Below are 22,124 nucleotides of genomic sequence, written 5' to 3' on the forward strand. Positions count from 1 at the left end.
CTTCCGCCTGCGCCGCCGCTTCCGCCCGCGCCGCCGCTGCCGCCAGCGCCGCCGCTTCCGCCAGCGCCGCCGCTGCCGCCAGCGCCGCCGCTTCCGCCAGCGCCGCCGCTGCCGCAACTCGGATCGGTGGCGCCCGACTTACAAGCGCCAAGCTCGCACGAATCGCCCTCCGTGCACGTATCGCCGTCTTCACACGACGTCCCGTCCGGCACGGCTGCATCGGCAGGACAATTCACCGCCGCGCCGTCACAACTCTCGGCGGCGTCGCAAGCACCCGCAGACGCCCTGCATTCGGTGCCGGCCGCGACCTTGGTGTCCATGGGGCAAGCCATCGACGCCCCGTCGCAGCTCTCGGCGACGTCGCAAGCACCGGCCGCCGCGCGGCATTCGGTCCCTTGCGCGACCTTCCCGTCCGCAGGGCAAGCCGTCGCGACGCCGTCACAGCTCTCCGCCACGTCGCAGGCACCGCCCGACGCGCGGCATTCCGTGCCCATCGCGACCTTGGTGTCGACGGGGCAAGCATTCGACGTCCCGTCGCAGCTCTCCGCCACGTCACAAGCACCCGCAGACGCGCGGCATACGGTGCCCGTCGCGACCTTCGTGTCCGCCGGACAAGCATTCGACGTCCCGTCACAACTCTCGGCGGCGTCGCAGGCCCCCCCAGACGCGCGGCATTCGGTCCCCTGCGCGACCTTCCCGTCCGCGGGGCACGCCGTCGCGACGCCGTCGCAGCTCTCCGCCACGTCGCAGGCACCCCCCGACGCGCGGCATTCCGTGCCCATCACGAGCGGGCTGCACGTCCCGTCCAGGGCCGCGCCCGCCGCCGCGCTGCAAGCCTGGCAGTCGTTTCCGCCGCCGCCGCCGCACGCGCTGTTGCAGCACACCCCGTCGACGCAGAAGCCGCTCGTGCACGCGGCGCCCGAGGCGCAGGGCGATCCATTGCCCACCGCCAGGACGAACACGTAGGCAGAGCCCTTGTTGTCGTCGAATTGAGCCCCCACGAGCGCCGTGTCCCCGGACAGCGCGAGTGAATACCCAAATTCGTCGTCCGTCATCCCGTCGCTCGCCACGAGCTTCGTCTGCTGCGTCCAGGCGCCGCCGCTGCGCAGGAACAGGTAGGCAGCGCCCTTGTCGTTGTTGTCCTTATACGCCCCGAGGAGCGCGGTGTCCCCGAGCAGCGTGACCGAATGGCCGAAGCTGTGCGACGCCACCCCGTCGCTCGCCAGGAGCTTTGCCTCCTGGGCCCAGGCGCCGCCGCTGCGCACGAAGACATACGCCGAGCCGGAGTCGGTCCCCTTGTCGTCGTCCCGGTACGCTCCCAGGAGCGCCGTGTCCCCCGAGAGCGCGACCGAATACCCGAACAGGTCATTCGCCGCGCCATCATTCGCCAGGAGCTTCGCCTGCTGGGTCCAGGTGCTCCCGCTGCGCACGAAGACATAAGCCGAGCCGGCGTCGGTCCCCTTGTCGTCGTCCCAGTAGGCCCCGAGGAGCGCCGTGTCCCCCGAGAGCGCGACCGAGGCGCCGAGCTGGTCGTTCGCCGCCCCGTCGCTCGCCAGGAGCTTCACCTGCTGGGTCCAGGTGCTTCCGCTGCGCACGAAGACGTAGGCGGCGCCGGAGTTGACCCCTTTGTCGTCATCGTACAAGGCCCCCACGAGCGCCGTGTCCCCCGAGAGCGCGACCGCATAAGCGAACCAGTCCTCCGGCGCGCCATCATTCGCCAGGAGCTTCGCCTGCTGGGTCCAGGTGCTGCCGCTGCGCACGTAGACGTAGGCGGAACCAGAATCGGTCCCCTTGTCGTCGTCGAGCCCGGCGCCCACGAGCGCCGTGTCCCCCGCGAGCGCGACCGAGGTGCCGAATTGGTCGCCCGCCGCCCCGTCGCTCGGCACGAACTTCGCCTGCTGGGTCCAGGTGCTGCCGCTGCGCACGAAGACGTAGGCGGCGCCGGAGCCTGTCCCCTTGTCGTCGTCGAGCGGGGCGCCCACGAGCGCCGTGTCCCCCGAGAGCGCGACCCGAATGCCGAAGCGGTCGAGCGACGCCCCATCACTCGCCAGGAGCTTCGCCTGCTGGATCCCCACCAGCGGATCGATCTCCACCGGATAGGCCGCCCCCTCGTCGTCGACGTGCAGCGTGATTCGCCCCGCCTCCACCGACATCCACGCCGGCAGCGTCTTGCCCTCCGCGTCCTTCGCGAAGAGATCCGTATACGAGAGCGCGACCCGGCCCTCGACGTCCAGGAGCCGGATCCCGTCCCCGCGCCCGTCGCCGTCGGCGTCCTCGAGTTCTGCGCGGAGCTCGCCGCCGAGCTCCAGCACAACCACCTTGGTCCCCGCGCAACGGGGCGCGTGTTCGAGGACGAACCCCTGTTCGAGCCCGAGCGGGCCATTGAGGTACCACGCGGAGAGCTCGGGATGGGCGTACACGATACGATTGTCCGTCGCCTCGGGCAGGGCCGCGGAGATCGGCGCCACCGCGCCGCCCTCGCAGCCGAGCGCCGCCGCGCGCATTTCGAGCGACCAAGGCGCCTCCAAGGGCGCGATCACCACGCCCGCGCTGGAGAGCGTCGTCACGAAGCCCGCGGCCTCGTTCTCCGCCTCGACGAGACCCGGCCCGACCGACCTCGCGCCATAGGCCTCCGAGGCGCCCGACTGCACGGCGTGAATGTAGGCCGCGCGGAGATCCTTCGGCATCTCGGTCGACGTGGCATGCGCCGGTGACGCCGAAGAAGGCTCGGACGGGGAATCCGGGAGGGAATCGGCGCCACACGAAGCGGCCACCGTCACGAGGGCTCCGGCGGCCATGGGCCGGAACCAAGAATGCCGTAGCACGGCGAATTGCGACATGCGCGCACCCCTACGGCCGCGCGAAGAAAAGGTCAAGCGGCGTCCGCGTGACGTTTTCGCGCGGCGTCACCGGAGCGGGTGCGCGACGAGATCCTCGGCCAGCTTGCGGAGCGCCACCTCCCGCGGGTGCCCCTCGCGCCAGACGAGCCGGAACCAGTCGATCGGCAGCTTCACCTTCGGCAAGATTGGCACGAGCCGGCCCCGGCGAAGATCCCCCTCGACGAAATACTGTGGCAGCACGGCGACCCCCGCGCCCGCGAGGGCGCGCAGCCGCACGGCGCCTATCGTGCCGAGGTATTCTACGCGTCGAAAGGCCCAATCCTCGCTCCCCGGGCGGGCGTCGAGGAAATAGCGGAAGAGCGGCAGGTCGCGGTGCGTATCGAGGAGCGTGTGCGCGGCGCAATCTTCTCGACACGCGAGGGGGCGAGCCGCGAGCAGCTCTCGTTGCCCCACGAAGACGTACCTCTCCTCGTGCAGGCGCGCGTAGGAAAACCCTGCGTCCGAGAGCCGCGCGCTCGAAATGAAGGCGTCGATCCCATCGCGCTGCACTTGCCGGACGAGCTCCGGTGTATCGCCGAACGAGAGGTGGAGCCTGCGCTCGGGGCGCGCCGCGTCGAGCGCGTCGAGCGCCGGGACGAGCCAGCTCAGGCCGAGTTCGAAGCGCGTGCCGATCGTGAGCTCGTAAGGCATGGGCGCGCCGTCTTCGTGGAGCACGACCTCGCCGCACCGGCGCGCCTGATCGAGGCAACGTTGCGCCTCCGGCACGAGGCGTTCGCCCGCGGCGGTGAGCGCGACGCGGCGGGTGGTGCGGTCGAACAGGGACGCGCCGAGCGTGTCTTCGAGGCGTTGGATCCGATCGCTGAACGCCGCGGGCGATAACGCGACCACGCGCGCCGCGACGCGGAAGCTCAGGTGGCGCGCCGCGGCCAGGAAACAACGGAGCGATTCGAGGTCGGGGAGAGAGGCGCCGGGGCGGAGGGAAGGCGTGTCGATCATCGTTCGGTCGTCCCGAACGATACCGTATCGAACAATCCGATTCACAGGACATTCGATGCGCCGCATCCTAGGAAGAACCAACGGTGGACCCGTGCGGCGCACGGGATCCCGTTTGGATCCGTTCTGCTTGACATGAGGGATGCAATGAACATCGAGAAGCTCTTCAATGTCCTGGTCCTGGGTGGCGCGGCGCTTGGTCTCACGGCTTGCAACCAAGCGAGCGATGGGGGGGACGGCGGCGACGGGGGCGCGGCGAGCACGAGCAGCGCGAACGGCGGGAATGGCGGGAACGGCGGGAATGGCGCGGGCGGAAGCGGCGGGAATGGCGCGACGTCCGGGAGCGGCGGTGCGGGCGGGGAGGGCGCGACGTCCGGGAGCGGCGGCGCGGGCGGGGAGGGCGCGACGTCCGGGAGCGGCGGCGCGGGCGGCGCGAGCAACCTCGAATGCTCGTTGCCCCCCGGCGACCCGTCCGATCCTTGTGGCTGCCCGTGCTGCTGGGCCGCGAATTGCCTGAATACGGAGCCGTGCTGCGACGGATTCTGCGCGGCGGGCAATGCCGGGGCAGGCTGCTGCGGTGGCTGACGTCGGCGCCACGGCCGCGCGTGAAGCGGCGGCGCAGATCTGGCGGAACCGCGCGCGTGCCGAGCTCGAAGCGGCCGCGCGGTTCACGCGGCTCGCGGGCGAGCTTGTGGCGTGCGACGCCGTGGCGCCCGTGGTGACGATGGCCCGCGAGGCGGCCGAGGACGAGCGGCGCCACGCGGAGCGATGCGGGGCGCTCGTGCGCGAGCTCGGGGGCAAGCCCTTCGAGCTCGGGGCCGTGCCCGCTCCACGCGGGGTCACGCCCGGCGGACTCGGGCCGCGGGAGCGGCTGCTTTATGAGATCGTCGCGATGTCATGCGTGACGGAGACGTTGAGCGCGGCGCTTCTCGGCGAGCTCGTCGCGCGTGCGACCGATCCGCTGGTGCGTGAAACCATGCAATCGATCCTGCGCGACGAGATCGACCACGCGCGGCTCGGGTGGGCGCACCTCGCGGCCGAGCACGAGCGCGGCGCCGCGGACGTCGTGGGCCCCTCGCTCCCGGCGATGCTCGCGGGCACGATCTCCGAGGAGCTTTTCTCGTCCTGGGCAGAGCACCCGGCGCAGGAGGCGCTCTCCGGCCTCGGCGCGCTGGATCGCGCCGAGCGGAGGCGGATCTTCTCCGAGACCATGTCCCTCGTGGTGTTCCCGGGGCTCCGGCGCTTCGGGGTCGACACGGGGCGAGGGGAGAGGTGGCTCGCGGAGAGGCTACCGTAGTCTCATCTCGAAGCCGCTTCGCTGGGGCTTTGCCCCAGGCCCCACCCGGGGCTGTCCGCCCCGGGACCCGGACCAGCCAGGGGCTGGACCCAGGCTCGATGAACTGCGCATCGCGCAGTTCATCGAACAGGCCCGGTCAAGACCAGCAGCGACGTTGCCGACCAAGACAGCCGCGCTGCGGGTGCTGCTGGCAACCCGGCTTCTTCGTCGGCCTGTTTGAAAAACTGCGCACCGCGCAGTTTTTCAATCCTGGGTCCAGCGCCTCGCTGGTCCGGGGTCGAGGGGGCGGACAGCCCCTCGCGGGGTCCGGGGCAGCGCCCCGGCGCAGCGCTTCCAAGGTACGCTCCCCCCATGGTGAAGCCCGAGCTCTCCGGTTTGCCCACGGCGCCCGAGGTGCCGGCGGTCATCTCCGCGGCCTCCGGCGAGGTGCTCCGCGTGGGCCAGGTCGTGGCCGGGCGGTACGAGGTCCTCGCGCGCCTCGGCGCGGGTGGCATGGGCGCGGTGTGGCGCGTGCATGATCGCGCGCTCGACGAGGACGTCGCCCTCAAGGTCATCTTGCCCGATCGCGTCGGGGATCCCGCGGCGCTCGCGCGGCTCCGCGACGAGGTCAAGATCGCCCGCAAGATCACGCATCCGAACGTGTGCCGTGTCTTCGACCTCGGTGAGTCCGAGGCGCTCACGTTCCTGACGATGGAGCTTTCCCCGGGCACCACGCTCCGGCACCTGCTCGTGGCCGGGCCCCTCGCGCCCGCGCGCGCGCTCGACCTGTTTCAGCAGATCGTCGACGGCGTCGCCGCTGCCCACGAGCGGGGCGTCGTGCATCGGGATCTCAAGCCCGAGAACGTCCTCGTCCGGCGGGATGGCCGTTGCCTCGTCGCCGACTTCGGCCTTGCCCGCGAGCCGGGCCTCGGCGCTGCGACGACGGCGGCGGGCGCGGCCGGCACGCCCGCGTACATGTCGCCCGAGCAGCTCAAGGGCGGGTCGCTCGACATCCGGAGCGACGTGTTTGCCCTGGGCATCGTGGGATACGAGCTTCTTGCGGGGCGATCGCCCTTTGGACACGGCTCGCCCGAGACGATCTCGACCGCGATTCTGCGCGGCGACCCGCCGCAGCTCGACGTGCCGGGCCTCGCGGAGCCCGTGCTCCAGGGCCTTCGTGAGGTCCTTGGGCGCGCGCTCGCCAAGGATCCGGAGGGTCGATTCGCCTCCGCGGGCGAGCTTGCGGCCGCGCTCGCGCGGGCGCGGGACACGACGCCGGCCCGGAGCACGCTCCGAGGGCTGTCCGAGCCCGCGACCTCGCCCGCGCCGCGGACGTTTCCCTGGCGGCGGCTCGCGTTGGCGCCGCTGCTCCTTTTTGTTGGTCTTTTCCTCCTGGCGCAGCTCCCGCGCGGCGACCTTCGCCATTGGAATCCTCTTCCCGACGCTTGGAACCCTTTTCCCGGCGACGAAGACGAAGAGCCCGCGCCGCACCTTGTGCCGGCCTCGGACGTGGACGAGCGCGCGACCCTCGTCGTTCTTCCCTTCGAAGACCTCACGGGGGACGCGGCGTGGAAGGGGTTGTCCCTCAGCGCGCCCGAGGTCGTGCGGGCGGGGCTCCGCACGATGCCGGAGGTGCGGCTTTCGGAGGTCGCCCTGGCGGATCGGGACGCGGCGCGGGCGGCGGGCGTCGCGTTCTGGGTGCGCGGCAGCGTGCAGCGCGTGGGGGAGACGCTCCGGCTGTCCGCGCAGCTCGATCCCGTGGGCGACGAACAAGAAGCCTTGCCGGGCGAGCCCGTCGAGATCGCTGCCGTGGAGAAGGACGTCGAGTCCTCGCTTCCGGCCCTGCGGAGCCGCGTGCTCGACGAGGCGCGGCTCGTCGTGCGCCATTGGGGCAAGCGCCGCCGGGCCATGCTCGGCACGACGAACGAGGCGGCGAAGAGGAGCCTGCTCGATTATTACAAAATGGTGGGCCCCGGGCCCCGGAAAGAGCATTTCTCCGAGGGGTTGCGCCTCCTCGACGCCGCGATCGCCGCGGATCCGGGGTATGTCCCCGCTCTCGTCGAGCGGGCGCTGCTCCGCTCGATGGGCGCAGGGGAGGGGACGCAGGCGTCCCGGTTGGCCGACGCGAATGCGGGGCTCGACCGCGCGCTCGCGGACGAGCCGCAGGATCCGATGGCGCTCGTGGCGCGCTGCCGCCTGCTGCAGGTAGCGATCGAAGTGGGGGGCGACAAACCCACGGACGCGGCGATCGAGCGCGCGAACGCCGCGTGTGAAGCGGCGCTCGGGGTCGGCCCGGCGCTCGCGGACGTGTATCTGTCGCTCGCGCGCCTCCAGGATCGCGCGTGCCACGACGAGGCGGCGGTGCTCTCGCTGGAGCGGGTCCTCGAGCACGATCGGAGCCTCTCGGGGCGGGTGCTCAAGTATTCGGTCAGCCTGGCGCTGGCGAACGATCGGATGCTCGTCGCGGAGAAGAAGTCCGAGGCGCTGATGGCGTTTCACGAGGAGGAGCGGCGGCTCGGCGCCCGGTCGCTCGCGCGGCGGGCGGGCGTTCCGCCGGAGCAGATGGGCGTATATTTTCGGCGAGGCGTGGTGCTGCTCCGGATCGGGCGGCTCGACGAGGCTGCGCGGGCCTTCGAGCAGGAGATCACGGACGTCGAGGCGCTCGCCGGCAGCGCATGGGCCGAGGCCGCGGCGATCCGCGGGCTCCTCCGCGTGGAGAAGGCCCGGGGAAAGGCTATTTTGCCGGAGCATCGGCGCAGGCTCGGCGAGATCGAGGCCGAGATGCGCGCGAAGGTCTCGTCGGATTCGTCGATCGCGAAGACGATGGTGGGCGCGTATCTGTGGGTCGATCCGGAGGCCGCCGTCGAATGGCTCGGGCGCCTGTCGGCGCGGGGGTCGTGCGAGGATGCGATCTGGCGCGGGCTCGTGTATCGCGCGGCGGGGAAAACGAAGCTCGCGCGGGAGGCGCTCGCCGCGTGCCGCGCGACCGAGCAATGGGAGAAGCGCTGCGTCGAGCGGATCGAGTCGCTCCTGTCGCGCTGAGCGAAATCAGCCGTTCTGGTCCCCGGTCGATCGGTCGCAATCGTCGGGCGTCGTGCAGCCGAGGTCCGGCGGGTTCGATTGCGTCTCGAAGGGCGCGTCCACGGTGCTGTCGCAGGGCACCTCGACGCGCTTGCCGTCCTTGCCCGTGGTGAAGCAGACATTGAACTCGTCGTCGTACCAGATGAGCTCCGCAGGCTCGTCCGGCTCGGCGAGGCAGCCGGGGGTGAAGAGAGCCGAGAGCGTGACGAAAGCAAGACCGAGGAGCGACGTGGAGCGAAGCATGGGGAAGGTCCTTTCTGCGGCGCCAGGGGGAGGCGCCATGTTCGGGGAGATGCAGGTGGATCGATCGCATGATCGATCCACCTCGCGGCCGCGTTTCACGGCGTGATCGCGACCGCCATTCCGTCGAGGAGGGCCCCGACGTTCTCCAGGCTCGTGTCGAGGGCGAGGGCCGTGGTGCGGGGCGAAAGGCTCGTGTAGAACACGGTCCCATTGCGTCGGTAACGCACGGTGGTGCCCGCGACCTCGACGCGGAAGACGTCGTTCACCGTGTACGTTCCGAAGCTGCCTTTGTCCCACGGGCCTTCCTGGACCCGGACGAGCGGCGCGCCGCTCGCGTCGTGGGTCAAGTAGATGCCGTATTCGATGTCGTTGCGGCTCTCGTTTGCGTTCGCCGTCCCGAGGCCTGCGGCCTTCTTCGCGGAGACCTCCGCCGCGGAGAACTCGGCGTAGCCATTTTGCCCGAGCGTGATCGCCTGCCGCGAGACCGCTCCGCCGACGCCGCTCGTCCCAGACACGCTTTCGAGCGAGCCCGTCTCCGCGAAGACGTACCGGACGTCGTCCCAGAAGCCCGGAGCGATGCACTTCGCGTCGTTGACCCCGCACGTCACGACCTTCGCGTCCACGACGACGGCGCCGATGTTCTCCAGGCTCGTGTCGAGGTGCAGATCCGTGGTCGGCGCGGTCAAGCTCGTGTAGAACGGCACGGCATTGCGGAGATAACGGACCTCGCCGTCGAGGACCTCGACGCGGAAGACGTCCCCCGCGGCGTACGCCCCGAAGCTGCCCTTGTCCCACGGGCCTTCCTGGATGCGGATCAGCGGCGCGCCGCTCGCGTCGTGGGTCAGGTAAATGCCATATTCGATGTCATGGCGGCTCTCGTTTCCGTTGCCCGTCCCGAGCCCCGCTGCTTTTTTCGTGCCGACCTCGAGCACGGCGAACTCCGTATACCCGTCCTCGCCGAACGGGATCGACGCGCGCGAGACAGCTCCGCCGATGGCGCTCGTCCCCCACACGGCTTCGAGCTCGTTGCCGGCGGCGAAGACATACCGGACGTCGTCCCAGAAGCCGGGATTGACGCACCCCCCATTCCCAGGCTTGCACGTCCCGAGCGCCGCGTTCGTGATCGTGGCCCCGGCGTCTTCGAGGCTCGTGTCGAGGCGGAGGTCCGCGTTCGGCGCGGTGGCGCTCGTGTAGAAGGGCACGCCATTGCGGAGATACCGTACCTCGCCGTCGAGGACCTCGACGCGGAAGACGTCGTTCGCGGCGTACGTCCCGAAGCTGCCCTTGTCCCACGGGCCCTCCTGGACGCGGATCAGCGGGTTTCCGCTCGCGTCGTGCGTCAGGTAAATGCCATATTCGATGTCGTGGCGGGTCGCGTTGGCGTTCGCGGCGCCGAGCCCGGCGGCCTTTTTCGTGGTGACCTCGCCGGTCGAGAACTGGACGTATCCATTCGCGCCGAGCGGGATCGCCTTGCGGGAGACGGCGCCCGCGACCGCGCTGCCGACGCGGCGCAGGTTGTTCTCGCGCGCCATGGCATACACGACGTCGTCCCAGAACCCGGGCTTCACGCAGCCGATCTCGTCCGTCACGCAGCCGTGGACGCGCGCGTCGGTGAGGAACGCGCCGGCCCCTTCGAGGCTCGTATCGAGGACCATGCCCGCCGTGGGCGCCGTGGCGCTCGTGTAGAAGGGGAGGCCATTGCGGAGGTACCGCACCTTGCCTTCGAGGACCTCGACACGGAAGACGTCATCTGCGGCGTAGGTCCCGAAGCTGCCCTTGTCCCAGGGGCCTTCCTGGATGCGGAGCTGCGGCGCGCCGCTCGCGTCGTGGGTGAAATGAATGCCGAACTCGATGTCCTCGCGGTTCGTGCCCGTGTTCCCCACGCCGAGCCCGGCGGCCTTCTTCCAAGCGACCTCGCCCGGCGAGAACTGCACGAATCCATCCCCCGCGCCGATGTTCCCCGACGAACGCGCGCCGCCCGTCCCCGCGGCCGTCCTTTCGAGGCGCGTGCCCGAGGGGTTCGATGCATTCACGAGGTCGATCCAGGCGACGGGATCTTGCAGCTCGCAGAACGTTCTGTTCGTCCAGGCGCAGTTGAGGTCGTTCCACTTGCCCGTGTCCCACATCATGCCGCAATCCTCGTTGCTCGCATTGTTGGGCTCGTAGGTGGACCAGTTCAGGAAGGAGGCGGAAGAGCCGTTCGACCAGCGGTAGTCCCCCTCGGTGACGCGGTCATGCAGGTCGATCCAGAACCCTTGCGTGCCCACGGCGAACGGCTGCAAGAAGGCGTTCTCGGCGAGGTCCTCGATGCGGGCGAGGCCGTAACCGCGCCCCTCGCACATCCCCTGCGCCGTCGCGTGATCGAGCTGGTTCTGGCAGACACGGTATTCGTGGCCGCCCTGCACGTACGTCTGGCAAGCGCAGATCCCGTCCTCGTCGATCCGGTCGTCGCCGTCGTCGTCGACGCCATTGCAGGTCTCGGTCGCGAGGGCTTGCGGCGCCTCGTCGGTGAAGGCCTCGTCCTCGGCGCCGGGGTCGGCGACGCAGCCAGCGATCGGGGCGGCGAGGAGCAACAAGCGGAGCGAGGAACGGAACACACGCGTCGTCGAGAGCATGGCGAGAGACCTCCGGGAGCCACGCCTTCCGCGCCGTTCATCGGGCGGGGTGGCTCGTCGTTCGCCGGAGAGTGATTGCGTGATCCGTGCCAGGATCGAATCGAGCGGACATCCTGGGTTTTTTCGCGGGAGACGCGCGCGGGCCCCGCGGGGATCGATCCGATCGGCGATCGATCGATCCATCGATCGATCACCTGATCGATCGAGGTCCTCCGCGTGCTCGCGGGACGTTACGCGTCCCCGCCGCCCATCAGCCGATCCACGCGCCGCTTCATCATGATGCGCGTGATCCCGAGCAGCCGCGCGGCTTCGCTCACGTTGCCTTTCGCCCGCGACATCGCCTCTTCCACGAGCATTTTTTCCGTCGGTTCGAGTTCTGCGAATTGCTCGGCCAGGCTCTTGCCCCGCGGCTGCCCCGGCTTCGGCCGCGCCGCGCCGAGCCGCGGCGAGAGGTCATGCGCGTCCACGAGCGGCCCGTCCGCGTGGATCACCGCGCGCTCGACCTCGTTGCGGAGCTCGCGCACGTTGCCCGGCCAATCGTGCCGCAGGAGCGCCGATTGGGCCGCCTCGGAAAATCCATCGATTCGTTTGCCCATGGCCGACGCCGATTTGTGCATCAGCGCCATGGCGAGGAGCAGGACGTCGCTCTCGCGCTCGCGCAGCGGCGGCACCTCGATCTCGACGACCGCGAGCCGATAGTAGAGATCCTCGCGGAACCGCTTCTCGGCGATCTCGTTCATCAGGTCCTTGTGCGTCGCGCTCACCACGCGCACGTCGACCTTTTGCGTCCGCTCCGCGCCGAGCGGCTGGATCTCGCCCTCCTGCAGCGCGCGCAGGAGCTTGGCCTGCGCCGGCAGCGCGAGATCGCCGATCTCGTCGAGGAACAAGGTCCCCCCGTCCGCGAGCGCGAACTTGCCGCGTCTCTTCGCGACCGCCCCCGTGAATGCGCCCTTCTCGTAGCCGAAGAGCTCGCTCTCCAGCATCGTCTCCGGGATCGCCGCGCAGTTCAGCGTCACGAAGGGCCGCACCGCGCGCGCGCTCGATTCGTGCAGCGCCCGCGCCACGAGCTCCTTGCCCGAGCCGCTCTCGCCCCGCACGAGCACGTTCGCGTGCCCCGCCGCCGCGTATTTCGTGATTTGCGCCCGGAGATGCGTCATCGGCGCGCTGCGGCCGAGGATCTCCTCCACGACGCCGCCCCCCGTGAGCGCCTCCGCGAGGGCCTCCGCCCGCTGGTATCGCTCCGCGCTCTCCAGGGCCGCGCTGACGAGGTGCCCGAGCGCCGTCAGGTAGGCGAGATCGTCCGGCCCGAAGCGCGCAGCCTCCTGCCGATCGTCCACGTACAAAAGGCCCACCGGCCGCGCCGAGAGCCCGAGCGGCACGGCCATCGCCGACACGATTCGCTCGCGCTGCATCGTCGCGAGCCCCGCGTCCCGCAGCGCGTCGCGCACGATCACCGCCTCGCGCCGGCCGAGCGTCGCTTCGAGCACCGCGCGCGAGAGGACCACGTCCGCGGAGGAGCCGCGCCGCGCCCGGCAAAAACGCCGCACGATGCCGCGGGTCGCGTCGCCGAGCCCCACGAGCGCCCGCTCGCCGCCGAGCACGTCCACGATGGCTTCGAGCATCTCGCCGAGCATCACCTCGGTGTCGCCCATCGCCCCGATCGCGCGGCTGACGTCGAAGAGCAACGACAAGCGCCGATCGGCTTCGGCCTTGCGCGGCGGCGGCCCCGGGGCCGTGACCTGGTGGTGCACGATCGTCCGCTCGTCCTCCTCGTGGAGCTCGAGCAGCACGTTGCCGATCTGGATCCGGTCGCCGCCTTCGAGGGTGTGCGCCGTGATCGGCTCGCCATTCACCCGCGTGCCGTGCCGCGAGCCGAGGTCACGCAGCTCGAAGCCTTTTTCGGCGCGCGTCAGCGTCGCGTGCTTTCGCGAGACCTGGTGATCGTCGAGGACGAGCTCGTTTTGCTCGTGCCGCCCGATGCGCAGGACGTCCGGGAGCGGCACGGAATAGGCCATCTGGCCCGGTTTGCGCACGACGAGGTGGGGCATGGTCCTCGCGTGCATCGTAGAGGATCGTTCTGCCCGACTGAACGTGGATCTCGCGGGTGCCGCAACGGACGTCGGGCGAGACGAGGTCCCTTGCGATCAGGCGGGCGGCTCGGGGACCGGGTACGGCGCGGGCGGCTCGGGGACGGGGTACGCGGCCGGCGGCTCGGGCGTCGCGTAGGCCTCGGGCGCGGCCGGCACCGGATAGGTCTCCGGGGGAATGGGCGGCACGTACGGCGTGGCGGCGGGCGCCGGGGGCGCCGCTGCGAGGGGCGGGCGTGGCGCGAGCGGGGACTCCGGGATCACCGGCGGCGGGGGGATGGGCGGCGCCTCGGGGACGCGCGGGCCCTCGCCGGCGAGCGGAGCGAACGGCGGCACCTCGACGTCGGGGATGGCCGGCATGGGCGGCACCTCGACCCTGGGGATCGCGGGGAGGGGGACCGGGTTTGCCTTCGTCTCCTGCGGTTTTGCGTCGCTCATGACGCTTTCGACTTTGTCACGAGGCGTGCTCGGGGGCGAGCGGGGCCTTGGGGCTTGGGGCCTTTTTCTCGCGCTCCGCGCCTCGCGCGTGGGCGAGCGGCCGCGCGGCCCGCACGAGCGCGTCGCGGAGCCAGCGCGCGCCGGGATCCTCGTGCGTCCTTTCGTGCCACATCATCGTCATCGTGACCGGCGTGAGGTCGAGCTCGGGGGGCGGCTCGAACGTGGCGAGCGGCAGGAGCGCGGTGAACGTCGCGGCCACGTGGGCGAGCATCGTCGTCACGTGATTGGAGGTCGCCACGATGTGGGGCACGACCAGAAAATGCGGGACGGTGAGGGCGACGCGGCGGACGAGCCCCTGTTTCGCGAGCGCGCCGTCCACGATCCCGCCCGGCGTCCCGCGCGGGGAGACGAGCACGTGCGAGAGCTCCGCGTACGTCGCGAGATCGAGCTTTCCGCGCGCCCGCGGGTGATCGGCGCGCGCCACGCCGACGAAGGTGTCCTGGAAGAGCGGCACGCGGCGCACGTCGAGGGGCAACGATTCGTGCTCGAAGCGCCCGACCGCCACATCCATTTCGCCCTCGCAGAGCGAATCGGCGGCCGGAGGGACGCCGATGGGCAGGATGTGCAACGTGAGGTTCGGCGCCTCGCGGGAGAGGATTTCTTCGAGCGCGGGCAAAAGGACGAACTGCACGTAGTCCGTGGCGCCGAGCTTGAGGGTACGCCGGCTTGTCTTCGGGTCGAACGAGGGGAGCGGCGCGAGCAGGGTTTCGAGCTCCTCGACGACGGCCCGGGCGCGGGGCACGAGGGCCTCGGCGCGGGGCGTGAGCGCCATGGCGCGGCCCACGCGCACGAGCAGCGGATCCCCGAGCGTCTCGCGGAGCCGGGCGAGCGCGTGGCTCATCGCCGGCTGGCTGAGCCCGATCCGCTTGGCGGCCTCCGTGACGCTGCGCTCCTGGAGAAGGGCGTCCAGGGCGACGACGAGGTTCACGTCGATGCCTGCAAGGTTCATCGCCCGAACCAGGGCTACACGATCCCCGCAGAGGCGCCAATCCTGTACAGCTTATGTAAATGCATCCATAGTCGATCCGGGCTCAGGTCCCCGGCGTCGGCTCTGGCGCGTAAAACTTGGTCGTGTTCTCGACGGCCTTCTGCGCATCGGCGGCCGATGCGCCGGCGGCCTGGTTCGCGGCGCCCCAGGCAACGCTGCTGCCGGTGATGAACACCCGTGCCTCCGGCGTCAGCCCCCAGGCGTCCTTGTCTTCGATGAACATGGAACGGAGCTCGTAACACAGGCCGAGGATCGTGAGATCCCAGCCGACGCCGACAGCGCCGGGCCCGTATTCGGGCCACATGCCGGGCGGCGCGATGGCGGCGTGCTCCAGCTCGAGGACCGTCTCCTCCTTTTCACCGACCGACAGCCGCACCTCGACCTTGCTGTTCCCGTCGTCCTCCGGGGCCACCGTCCACGTCACTTCGAGCAGGCGGGGAGGCTCGCAGCGCAGGATCTTGCCGCGGGCATTCCCTTTGAGCTGGTAATGACCGCCGACGCGCAGGTCACCCGTGAGGGGGAGAAACCAGCGCTGGACGCGGGCCGGGGTCGTGATCGCATCCCAGACGTCCTCGATCGCCGCATCGTAGCTCCGTCGTAACTTCACCGTGTGGCCTTCGCCCCCGGGCATGGTCTTGGGGCCGGTCGAGCGATGGACGGCGTTGAGCTCCTTCACGAGGTCGATCATGGTTTGTCCTTCTCCTTCGATGTCGTGTCGTCGTTCGTGGACGAACGCGTTTCGGCCTTCAAGCGACGCTCGCGTTTGCCGCGCGCGAGTTCCGTGGCCAGCGCGTCCAGGCGCTGCTCCCAGAATTGGCGGAAGCGATCGAGCCACAGGTCGACCTCCTGCAAAGGCCGGACGTCGACCGCATACAGCCGGCGGGTTCCCTCCGCCCGGACCGTGGCAAATCCATTGTCCCGCAGCACCTTCAGGTGCAGCGATACCGCCGGCTGCGAAATCCCGAACTCCCTCTGGATGACCTCGGAGATCGCCCCAGAAGTCTGCTCACCGTCGGCGAGCAGCTCGAGGATCCGGCGGCGAACCGGGTCCCCGAGGACGTCGAACGCTTGCACGGCGGATGAGTATCATCACCAGCTTATATTAGTCAAGGCTGATGTTCGTGTCAGGGGCCGCAGAGCGCGGTCATCTCGATCCGCTGCCCGCGCGAGAGCCCTTCCGCATCCGCGTACGCCGCGTCGAGCGCCGCGAGCACCGTGGAGAGGGTCGTTTGATCGAGCACGCTCGACGGATCGATCGATGCGAGGTCCTGCCCGACGAAGTTCTTCGGGCACGCGTCGACGACCGGGAGCGACCGCCCGTCCTTTCGCTCGGTAAAACGAATGGGCAAGCCGTGCGTCCGGCAGATCGTGGGGCGCGCCTCGTACACGGCGCAGCGGCCGTCCTCGCCGAGGGCCGGACAAACCGTCCCGCTGGGATCGGCCGCCCGCGCCGCCACCGTTTGCCGCTCCTCGGCGGGCAGGTGATCGAGCGCATCCAGCACCGCCGCCGCCTCGATCGTCGTGACCGAGAAGCGCCGCCGGCAGCAGTCGTCGCACCCCGCGCGGCACGTGAGGGCCTCGCCGTGCCGGCCCTGCGCGCGCGCGAAAAACGAGTCGACCTTGAGGAAGAGCTCGTGCAAGCGCTCGCGGGGAGAGGGCGTTCGGACCTCGGACATCCCGGCTCTCTAGCATCCGCCCGCGCCAAACACGAGCCGCGGCGCGCGCACGAGGCCCCCGTTTGCCTCACCCGAGCCCGCTCGGGTAGGCTCGCCGCATGTCCATGACGCCGCCGCCGGGCCCGAACGAGCCGATCGACATCACGGTGATCCTCCACGAACGCTCGCGCGCGGAGCTCCTGGACTTCGTGATCGAGGGCTCCGATCCCGCGAGCCCGCGCTTCGGCCATCACCTCTCGCGCGCCGAGCTCGCGGGCCTCGTCGCGCTTCACGACGTGCAGATCGACGCCGTGCACACGTGGCTCCGGCACGCCGGCCTCGAACCCCTGCCATCCGGGCCCGTCGGCCGACAGCTCATCGTCGTGCGCGCGCCCGAGGAGCCGATCCGCCGCGCCTTCGGCCGCCACCTCGCCGATTGGCTCCGCGAGCCCACGGGCCACCGCGCCCCGCGCGTCGACACGGCCGTGCCCCGGGATCTCGCCGGCTTCATCCAGGCCGTCCACGGCCTGCGCAACGCCCCCGAGGCCCGCAGCTCCATGGTCTCCCGCGCCCGGCAAGAGGAAGTCCCGGTCGAGCTCCGCGAGGGATTTCCTTTTTCGGTCCGCAGTGAACCGGGCAAACCCCCGCCGAACCTCGCCGGCGTCACGCCCGCCGACATCCGCCGCATTTATTCGTTCCCGGACCACCTCACGGGCGAGGGCGAGACCATTGCGCTGCTCATGCTCGGCGGCTCCATCGACATCGGCGACCTGCACCTCTTCTGGCGCGCGCACGGCGTCACGCCGCCCGCGGTGGAGATGATCGATCTCGGGCCCACGCGCGGCGGCCGGCTCGTCGATCCGCTGCACCGGCTGGAGGCCACGATGACCGTCGCCTGGGCCGGCGCAATGGCGCCCGGGGCGCGGCTCGTCGTGTATTTCGTCGACCCCGAGGTCATCGCCGATCCCTGGTCGATGTTCCTGCTCGCCGTCATCGGCGACGAGGCCCGCGACGTCACGGTGGCCTCGACGAGCTGGATCACCCCCGAGCGGAAGTATTATCGCATTTTCGGATCGAGCGTCGTCACGGGTCTGCTCGATCAAGCCGCGGCGCTCGGGATCACCGTGGTCAGCGCGGCGGGCGATTGGGGCGCGCTCGACGGCATTCCGCGCCGCATGGTCGACGGATATGCCGTGAGCGACGCGCCCTGGCCGCACGGCGTATTTCCTGCGGTCGAGGAGCGCGTGCTCGGCGTCGGCGGGACCATGATCACGTGCCTCGATCCGCTCACCGAGCTCGCCTGGAGCGGCCCGCCGCCGGTCGCCGTGGCCAAGATGGTCCAGTTCACGCAGCTCGCTTCGAGCGGCGGCTTCAGCCAGGACGTGCCCACGCCGGCGTGGCAACACGACAGCTTGCGCAAATGGTACGCGCGCGGCGCGAATTCGCCTGCGGTCGTCCCGTATGGCCGCGGTTTTCCCGACGTCGCCTTGATGGCCTCGGGCCCCTCGGTGCAGCGGGGGGAGGTGCTCTCCGCGCTCGGGTACCAGGCGGTGATCGGCCGCAACTGGATCGATTACGCGGGCGGCACGAGCATGGCCGCGCCGATCTGGGCGGCGATCATCGCGCTCGCCAATGAGGGGCGGCGCCGGGCGGGCAAGGGCCGGGTCGGCTTCGTCAACCCGGCGCTCTATTCGCTGCGCAAGGCCGAGCCCCCGGCGTTCCGCGACATCACGATCGGACAAACCGACGTCTGCGTGCGCGTCGCGAACAGCGTGGGCAAGGCTGTCGTCCAGCGCGTCGACGGCTACAGCGCGTGCACGGATTGGGATCCGGTGACGGGCCTCGGCGTACCGCACGTGACGAACCTCGTCGAGCACCTCGTCGCGCTCGGCACGCCCCTCGAAGGGGCAAGGAAGGGCGGCTGATCGCCGGGGCTACCGTCCTGCCCGGCGCGTGTCATGATCGTGGCATGAGCAAGTCCCGGAAAGAGGTCCTCGAGGAGTCCAAGAAGAACGCGGTCAAGGCGGGCGTCGTGACGGCCGGCACGGTGGCTCTGGCCGTGGCGGGCATGCCCGTCCTCGCGACCGTCGCCGCGGTCCCGGCGGCCGTGCTCGGCTGGAAGTGGTGGAAACACCGGGCGCAGAACGGGATCCGCTTCTGAGCCTGGAAGCTCCTCTCAGCGCCTCTTGGGCAGCCGCGCCGTGCTCGTGTCGATAGGCGCCGCGTTGTTCGCGCCGCCCGGCGCGTACCGATGCAGCTCGGTGATGCCGATCGACGACTCCCCGACAAAAGCCCACAGCGCCGCGCCGTCGGACACCACCGTGACACGGGCGCTGCCGCCTGCGAGCTGCCAGGGCGCCCATGCCTCGCCGCGGAGGGCGAAATTCTCCCGGCCGCGCGCGACGATCGTGCCGTCGGGCGCGCGGAGGACGTCCCACGTATCCTTGGGAAGGTTTGCCGCGATGCGCCGGAACGCCCCCTTTTCGAAGAGGAACACGCCGGCCGCGCCCTTCCAGAGGATCCCGAGCTGCGTGTGCATGAGCTCGTCGGAAGGCTCGATGGCGATCATCTGGGATTTGTCCTGGGAGAGGACCTGAATCTTGGGTTTTCCGTCGCACGACGTCCCGATGAAGAAGCGCGCGTCGTCGAGCCTCGGCCAGCCATAGAGATCCCGCATCGGCGCGAGCTTCGTGGCCGGCGGGGGCGCGGCTTCGCACGAGGGGGGCATGTTCGGGCCGGTCGGATCCTCCCATTCGCCGTCGTACCCGGCCAGTTGCTTCCCCGCGCCGAGCGGCTCGTAATAATGCGCCTCGCCCCGCGCGTCGGGGTTCCGCACCACGAGGTAAAGCTTTCCGTTTTTCTCGGTCACCCGCTCGGCGACGAGGTGGCCTTCGACCCGGTGCTTCTTGATCGGTTGGAACTTCGTCCCGCGCAATTCGAGGACGTGAATCCAGTACGGGGACGGGGCATCCTCGTCGTTGCGCGGCTTCGGGCCGTAATCTTGGAGCAACACGAAGACCTTGCCGCCGGCGAACGAGACCGTCGTCGGCTCCGCAAAGTCGCCCGCGAGGACGAACGGCCGCTCGGGCGCGGCGAACGTGGGCGCGGGCGGCGCGGGGGGCGGCGTGGGCGCGGCCGTCGGAATCGCTGTCGTCGCGGCCGGGACGATGGGCGGCTCGGGATCCTCGTACAGCTTGCGCCGGGCGATCCGCGGGGGTTTGGCGTCGAGCTCCATCCAGTACACGTACGAGCCCGCCACCGCCACCCAGTCCGGCTTTTCGCGGTTCGTGGCAATTTCGTACGGCGCGCAGGCGCCATTCCTGGGGACACGAAGGACCGCGCCGCGCAGGGGAGACGCCCAATACACGAATTGCGCGTCGGTGACGAGCGGCCCTGCGGGGAGCGTCGCTCCGCTCGGATGCGCGGGGACCGCGGGGCCGAGGAGCTGCGCGTCCTTGCCGTCCTTCGTGAGCCGCGCGATCTTCATGCCGCCGAGGTTCGGGTGCCCGTGCAAGGCGAAGATGTCGTTTCCGGCGAGCGTGAAGCGGCGCCCGTCGTACCCGCCGAACGCATCGCCGATCTTGCCGTCCGACACCGCCTGGCCGCCGCCACCGCCCAGGGGCATGCGGTCGAGCGTGTCGTAGCCGCCCTGAAAATAAACGAATTCGCCGTCCGTCGCGACGCGGTTGCCTCCGCTGAACGGGCGCAGGAGGGTCTTTCCGGGCCCTCCTTTTCGTGGCGCCGCGTAAAGCCCGCTCGAAATGCCCGATTGCGTCGGGACCGACTCTTCCCGCGTGAACACGACCCGATCGGGCGTCAGGGCAAACCCCGAGATGCACCCTTCCGGCGTCACCGACGTGACCGGCCCGCCGTTTTGCCCGACGAACCCGAGGAGCCCCGCGCAGCCCTGATCGTAGCGCTCCTCCGCCCGGAACCAGACCTCTCCCTGGGAAAGGGCGAGCCCCCGGACCACCGCCTGTTTCGTCACGTCCGCGACGAGCGTCTTGCGATCGCCCCCGTTCATCGCGGCGCGCACCACGGCGTTGCCGTCGGACCAGACGAGATAGGCGCCGTCGGTCGTGAACACCGTGGCGCCCTCGGCCGTCGTGAGCTCCTCGATCGGCGCCGTCGGCAGCGCGCACGGATCCGCGACCGGCTTCGGGGGCTTCGGCGGCTTCGGCGCCCCGGTCGGCGCCGCCGGGGCCGTCGCCACGGCGCTCCGCGCGGGCGGCGCGCTCGTCACCGCCGGTTCAGCGCCTCCACACGACACGATCGACGCGGAGGCGAGGAGGAGAGCCGTGGGCCGCAGCGTGCACATTGCCTTTCGCTACGTGGGCGGCCGTGCACCGTCAAGCCGATTCGGAGAGCAGCCGCGCGACGAAGGCCCGCACCGCGTCGATCACCGCCTGCGGCTGATCCTTGTGGGGGGAATGGCGGCACGCGTCGAGCGCGACGAGCGCGACGTCGTTTGCCTGCGCGGCGATGCGGTGAATCTGGTCCATCGTGCCGTATTCGTCGTCCACGCCCTGGATCGCGAGGATCGGGCAGCGAATGCGCGGCAGGTATTCCTCGATGTTCCAGGCGCGGAAATCCGGGTGCAGCCAGATGTCCTTCCAGCCCCAGAACGCGGCGTCCACGTCGTCGTGGTATTTGCCGAGCCGCGCCGGCAGATCGGTGGTCGTATACGCGTCCTTGGCCTTTTCGATGCTGCGGATCGAGATGTCTTCCACCCGCACATGCGGCGCCATCAGGACGAGGCCCGCGAGCGGCGTGTCGGTGCCCCCGGCGCAGATCAACGCGATCGATCCGCCGTCCGAATGGCCGATCAGGATCGGCCGCTCGATTCCGAGCGTATCGAGCAGCGCGGGGAGCACGCGCAGCCCCTCGTCGTGCATGTACGTCGGCCGGCGCGGCAGCCTCGCCGGATCAGACCCGCCATACCCGGCGCGGTCGTACACCACGGCCTCGCATCCGGTGGCATCGGCCACCTTTTGCGGAAAATCTCGCCACATCGTGATCGAGCCAATCCCTTCGTGCAGGAACACGAGGGAAGGCGCCCCCGCGCGCGGCGCGGCCGCGGGCAGACGGACGTATTCGAGGCGGGCGCCGTAAAGGGGTGGGGTTTTTGACGCAGACATCCGAGGGCGTGAGGATATCCGACGTCCCCCCGTTGTCGAGGTCGGCTCGGGGAGCGTCGCGAGGTCGTTGTAGCTCAAATCAATTTTCTGATCTTCGGGCTTGAGTTTCTGGACGATCCGAGGGAGAAGGATCGTCCCCACGAGCTTTCATGACGCGCCCTCCGATGGCATACGACCCGACAGGGCGCCGAGACCCGAGGCCACACGAAGGCCGCGCTCTCCCGCTTGGTGTCGTCGCCGGCCTGCTCGCGCTCGTCTCGCTGGTGTTCAGCTCGATCGGGCTCGTGCAGGTGCGCGGGAGCGGCGCGGGCACGTTCTCCACGACGCGGACCGTGGGCGCGGTCGTCGAGCTCCTGCAGCAGGTCGCGGCCCCCGCTCCCGTGCAGGCGCGGGTGCGTCCGGTGCCCGAGGGCGCGGGAGATCAAGCGGATCGTCCCTCCCGGCAACCGCCCCCACCGTCCTGGGCGCGGCCCCGCGGCCCGATGGATACGCCGCTGGATCCCGGCGCGATCGGCTGGCCCGTCGCAATGGTCCGCGCCGCGGCCGCGCGTGCGCTTGCGGGTTCGCCGGTCGAGCGGCGCCGATTCCAAGAGCTCCCCGAACGGGCGCTCCGATCTCCCGATTATCTGGCCGTCAACCCGGCCCGTGGTCCTCCCCAGCCCGAAGGCCGGAGCTGAACGGCGAATGCGCGCGTTTGGCGCGACGTAACG

General features: G+C 70.4%; 18 protein-coding genes. 6 read left to right on the plus strand and 12 right to left on the minus strand.

Annotation, left to right across the window (positions count from 1 at the left end):
- Together QHF89_RS23245 and QHF89_RS23250 are read right to left on the minus strand one after the other, a co-directional pair.
- Positions 1 to 2,798, minus strand: a 2,798-nt coding sequence (locus QHF89_RS23245; protein ID WP_342763970.1) for a hypothetical protein, incomplete at its 3' end; no start/stop codon positions are given.
- 108 nt (positions 2,799 to 2,906) lie between these two features.
- Positions 2,907 to 3,836: a LysR family transcriptional regulator gene (locus QHF89_RS23250; protein WP_284720843.1), complete on the minus strand. Its 930-nt coding sequence runs from the start codon at positions 3,834 to 3,836 to the stop codon at positions 2,907 to 2,909.
- 144 nt (positions 3,837 to 3,980) lie between these two features.
- Here QHF89_RS23250 and QHF89_RS23255 point away from each other — a divergent pair, with 144 nt between their 5' ends.
- From QHF89_RS23255 to QHF89_RS23265, 3 genes are all read left to right on the plus strand, one after another.
- The gene (locus QHF89_RS23255; RefSeq protein ID WP_284720844.1) at positions 3,981 to 4,418 is read left to right on the plus strand and encodes a hypothetical protein; all 438 of its coding nucleotides are present in this window, start codon (positions 3,981 to 3,983) and stop codon (positions 4,416 to 4,418) included.
- Complete coding sequence (locus tag QHF89_RS23260) at positions 4,411 to 5,130, plus strand: ferritin-like domain-containing protein (RefSeq protein ID WP_136969717.1); 720 nt, start codon at positions 4,411 to 4,413, stop codon at positions 5,128 to 5,130. Before QHF89_RS23255 ends, QHF89_RS23260 begins: the two co-directional genes overlap by 8 nt.
- Before the next feature lie 351 nt (positions 5,131 to 5,481).
- Positions 5,482 to 8,151: a protein kinase domain-containing protein gene (locus QHF89_RS23265; RefSeq protein WP_136969718.1), complete on the plus strand. Its 2,670-nt coding sequence runs from the start codon at positions 5,482 to 5,484 to the stop codon at positions 8,149 to 8,151.
- 6 nt (positions 8,152 to 8,157) lie between these two features.
- On the opposite strand, the gene QHF89_RS23270 is transcribed toward QHF89_RS23265, so the two are convergent.
- From QHF89_RS23270 to QHF89_RS23305, 8 genes are all read right to left on the minus strand, one after another.
- Positions 8,158 to 8,433: a hypothetical protein gene (locus QHF89_RS23270; protein ID WP_136969719.1), complete on the minus strand. Its 276-nt coding sequence runs from the start codon at positions 8,431 to 8,433 to the stop codon at positions 8,158 to 8,160.
- Between the two features lie 95 nt (positions 8,434 to 8,528).
- Entirely contained in the window at positions 8,529 to 11,048 is a 2,520-nt protein-coding gene (locus tag QHF89_RS23275; protein WP_284720845.1) for a C-type lectin domain-containing protein, read from the minus strand.
- Between the two features lie 230 nt (positions 11,049 to 11,278).
- A complete protein-coding gene (locus QHF89_RS23280) occupies positions 11,279 to 13,096 on the minus strand; it encodes a sigma 54-interacting transcriptional regulator (RefSeq protein ID WP_284720846.1) in 1,818 nt (605 codons plus the stop codon).
- A 96-nt stretch (positions 13,097 to 13,192) separates the two neighbouring features.
- Entirely contained in the window at positions 13,193 to 13,573 is a 381-nt protein-coding gene (locus QHF89_RS23285) for a hypothetical protein (RefSeq protein ID WP_136931153.1), read from the minus strand.
- A 16-nt stretch (positions 13,574 to 13,589) separates the two neighbouring features.
- The gene (locus QHF89_RS23290) at positions 13,590 to 14,582 is read right to left on the minus strand and encodes a LysR family transcriptional regulator (RefSeq protein WP_136969722.1); all 993 of its coding nucleotides are present in this window, start codon (positions 14,580 to 14,582) and stop codon (positions 13,590 to 13,592) included.
- An 82-nt stretch (positions 14,583 to 14,664) separates the two neighbouring features.
- Positions 14,665 to 15,309 carry an SRPBCC family protein gene (locus QHF89_RS23295; RefSeq protein ID WP_136969723.1) on the minus strand — a complete coding sequence of 215 codons (645 nt, stop codon included), beginning with the start codon at positions 15,307 to 15,309 and terminating at the stop codon, positions 14,665 to 14,667.
- On the minus strand, positions 15,306 to 15,695 hold the full coding sequence (locus tag QHF89_RS23300) for an ArsR/SmtB family transcription factor (protein WP_136969724.1): 390 nt from the start codon (positions 15,693 to 15,695) through the stop codon (positions 15,306 to 15,308). Before QHF89_RS23300 ends, QHF89_RS23295 begins: the two co-directional genes overlap by 4 nt.
- A 50-nt stretch (positions 15,696 to 15,745) precedes the next feature.
- Positions 15,746 to 16,297 (minus strand): YkgJ family cysteine cluster protein, encoded by a 552-nt coding sequence (locus QHF89_RS23305; protein ID WP_136969725.1) that lies wholly within the window; start codon positions 16,295 to 16,297, stop codon positions 15,746 to 15,748.
- A 98-nt stretch (positions 16,298 to 16,395) separates the two neighbouring features.
- Between QHF89_RS23305 and QHF89_RS23310 the strand changes: the two genes are divergently transcribed.
- Positions 16,396 to 18,201, plus strand: coding sequence for a S53 family peptidase (locus tag QHF89_RS23310; RefSeq protein ID WP_136969726.1), 1,806 nt, complete (start codon positions 16,396 to 16,398; stop codon positions 18,199 to 18,201).
- Between the two features lie 44 nt (positions 18,202 to 18,245).
- Positions 18,246 to 18,437 carry a hypothetical protein gene (locus QHF89_RS23315; RefSeq protein WP_136931147.1) on the plus strand — a complete coding sequence of 64 codons (192 nt, stop codon included), beginning with the start codon at positions 18,246 to 18,248 and terminating at the stop codon, positions 18,435 to 18,437.
- A gap of 15 nt (positions 18,438 to 18,452) precedes the next feature.
- Here QHF89_RS23315 and QHF89_RS23320 read toward each other — a convergent pair whose 3' ends face one another.
- A complete protein-coding gene (locus QHF89_RS23320; RefSeq protein ID WP_284720847.1) occupies positions 18,453 to 20,519 on the minus strand; it encodes a TolB-like translocation protein in 2,067 nt (688 codons plus the stop codon).
- 106 nt (positions 20,520 to 20,625) lie between these two features.
- Positions 20,626 to 21,414 carry an alpha/beta fold hydrolase gene (locus QHF89_RS23325; protein ID WP_136969728.1) on the minus strand — a complete coding sequence of 263 codons (789 nt, stop codon included), beginning with the start codon at positions 21,412 to 21,414 and terminating at the stop codon, positions 20,626 to 20,628.
- 164 nt (positions 21,415 to 21,578) lie between these two features.
- Here QHF89_RS23325 and QHF89_RS23330 point away from each other — a divergent pair, with 164 nt between their 5' ends.
- Positions 21,579 to 22,091: a hypothetical protein gene (locus QHF89_RS23330; RefSeq protein ID WP_284720848.1), complete on the plus strand. Its 513-nt coding sequence runs from the start codon at positions 21,579 to 21,581 to the stop codon at positions 22,089 to 22,091.
- Positions 22,092 to 22,124 lie beyond the last annotated feature (33 nt).

This window comes from Polyangium sorediatum (genome assembly GCF_029946465.1).
In the GTDB taxonomy this organism is placed as follows: domain Bacteria; phylum Myxococcota_A; class Polyangia; order Polyangiales; family Polyangiaceae; genus Polyangium; species Polyangium fumosum.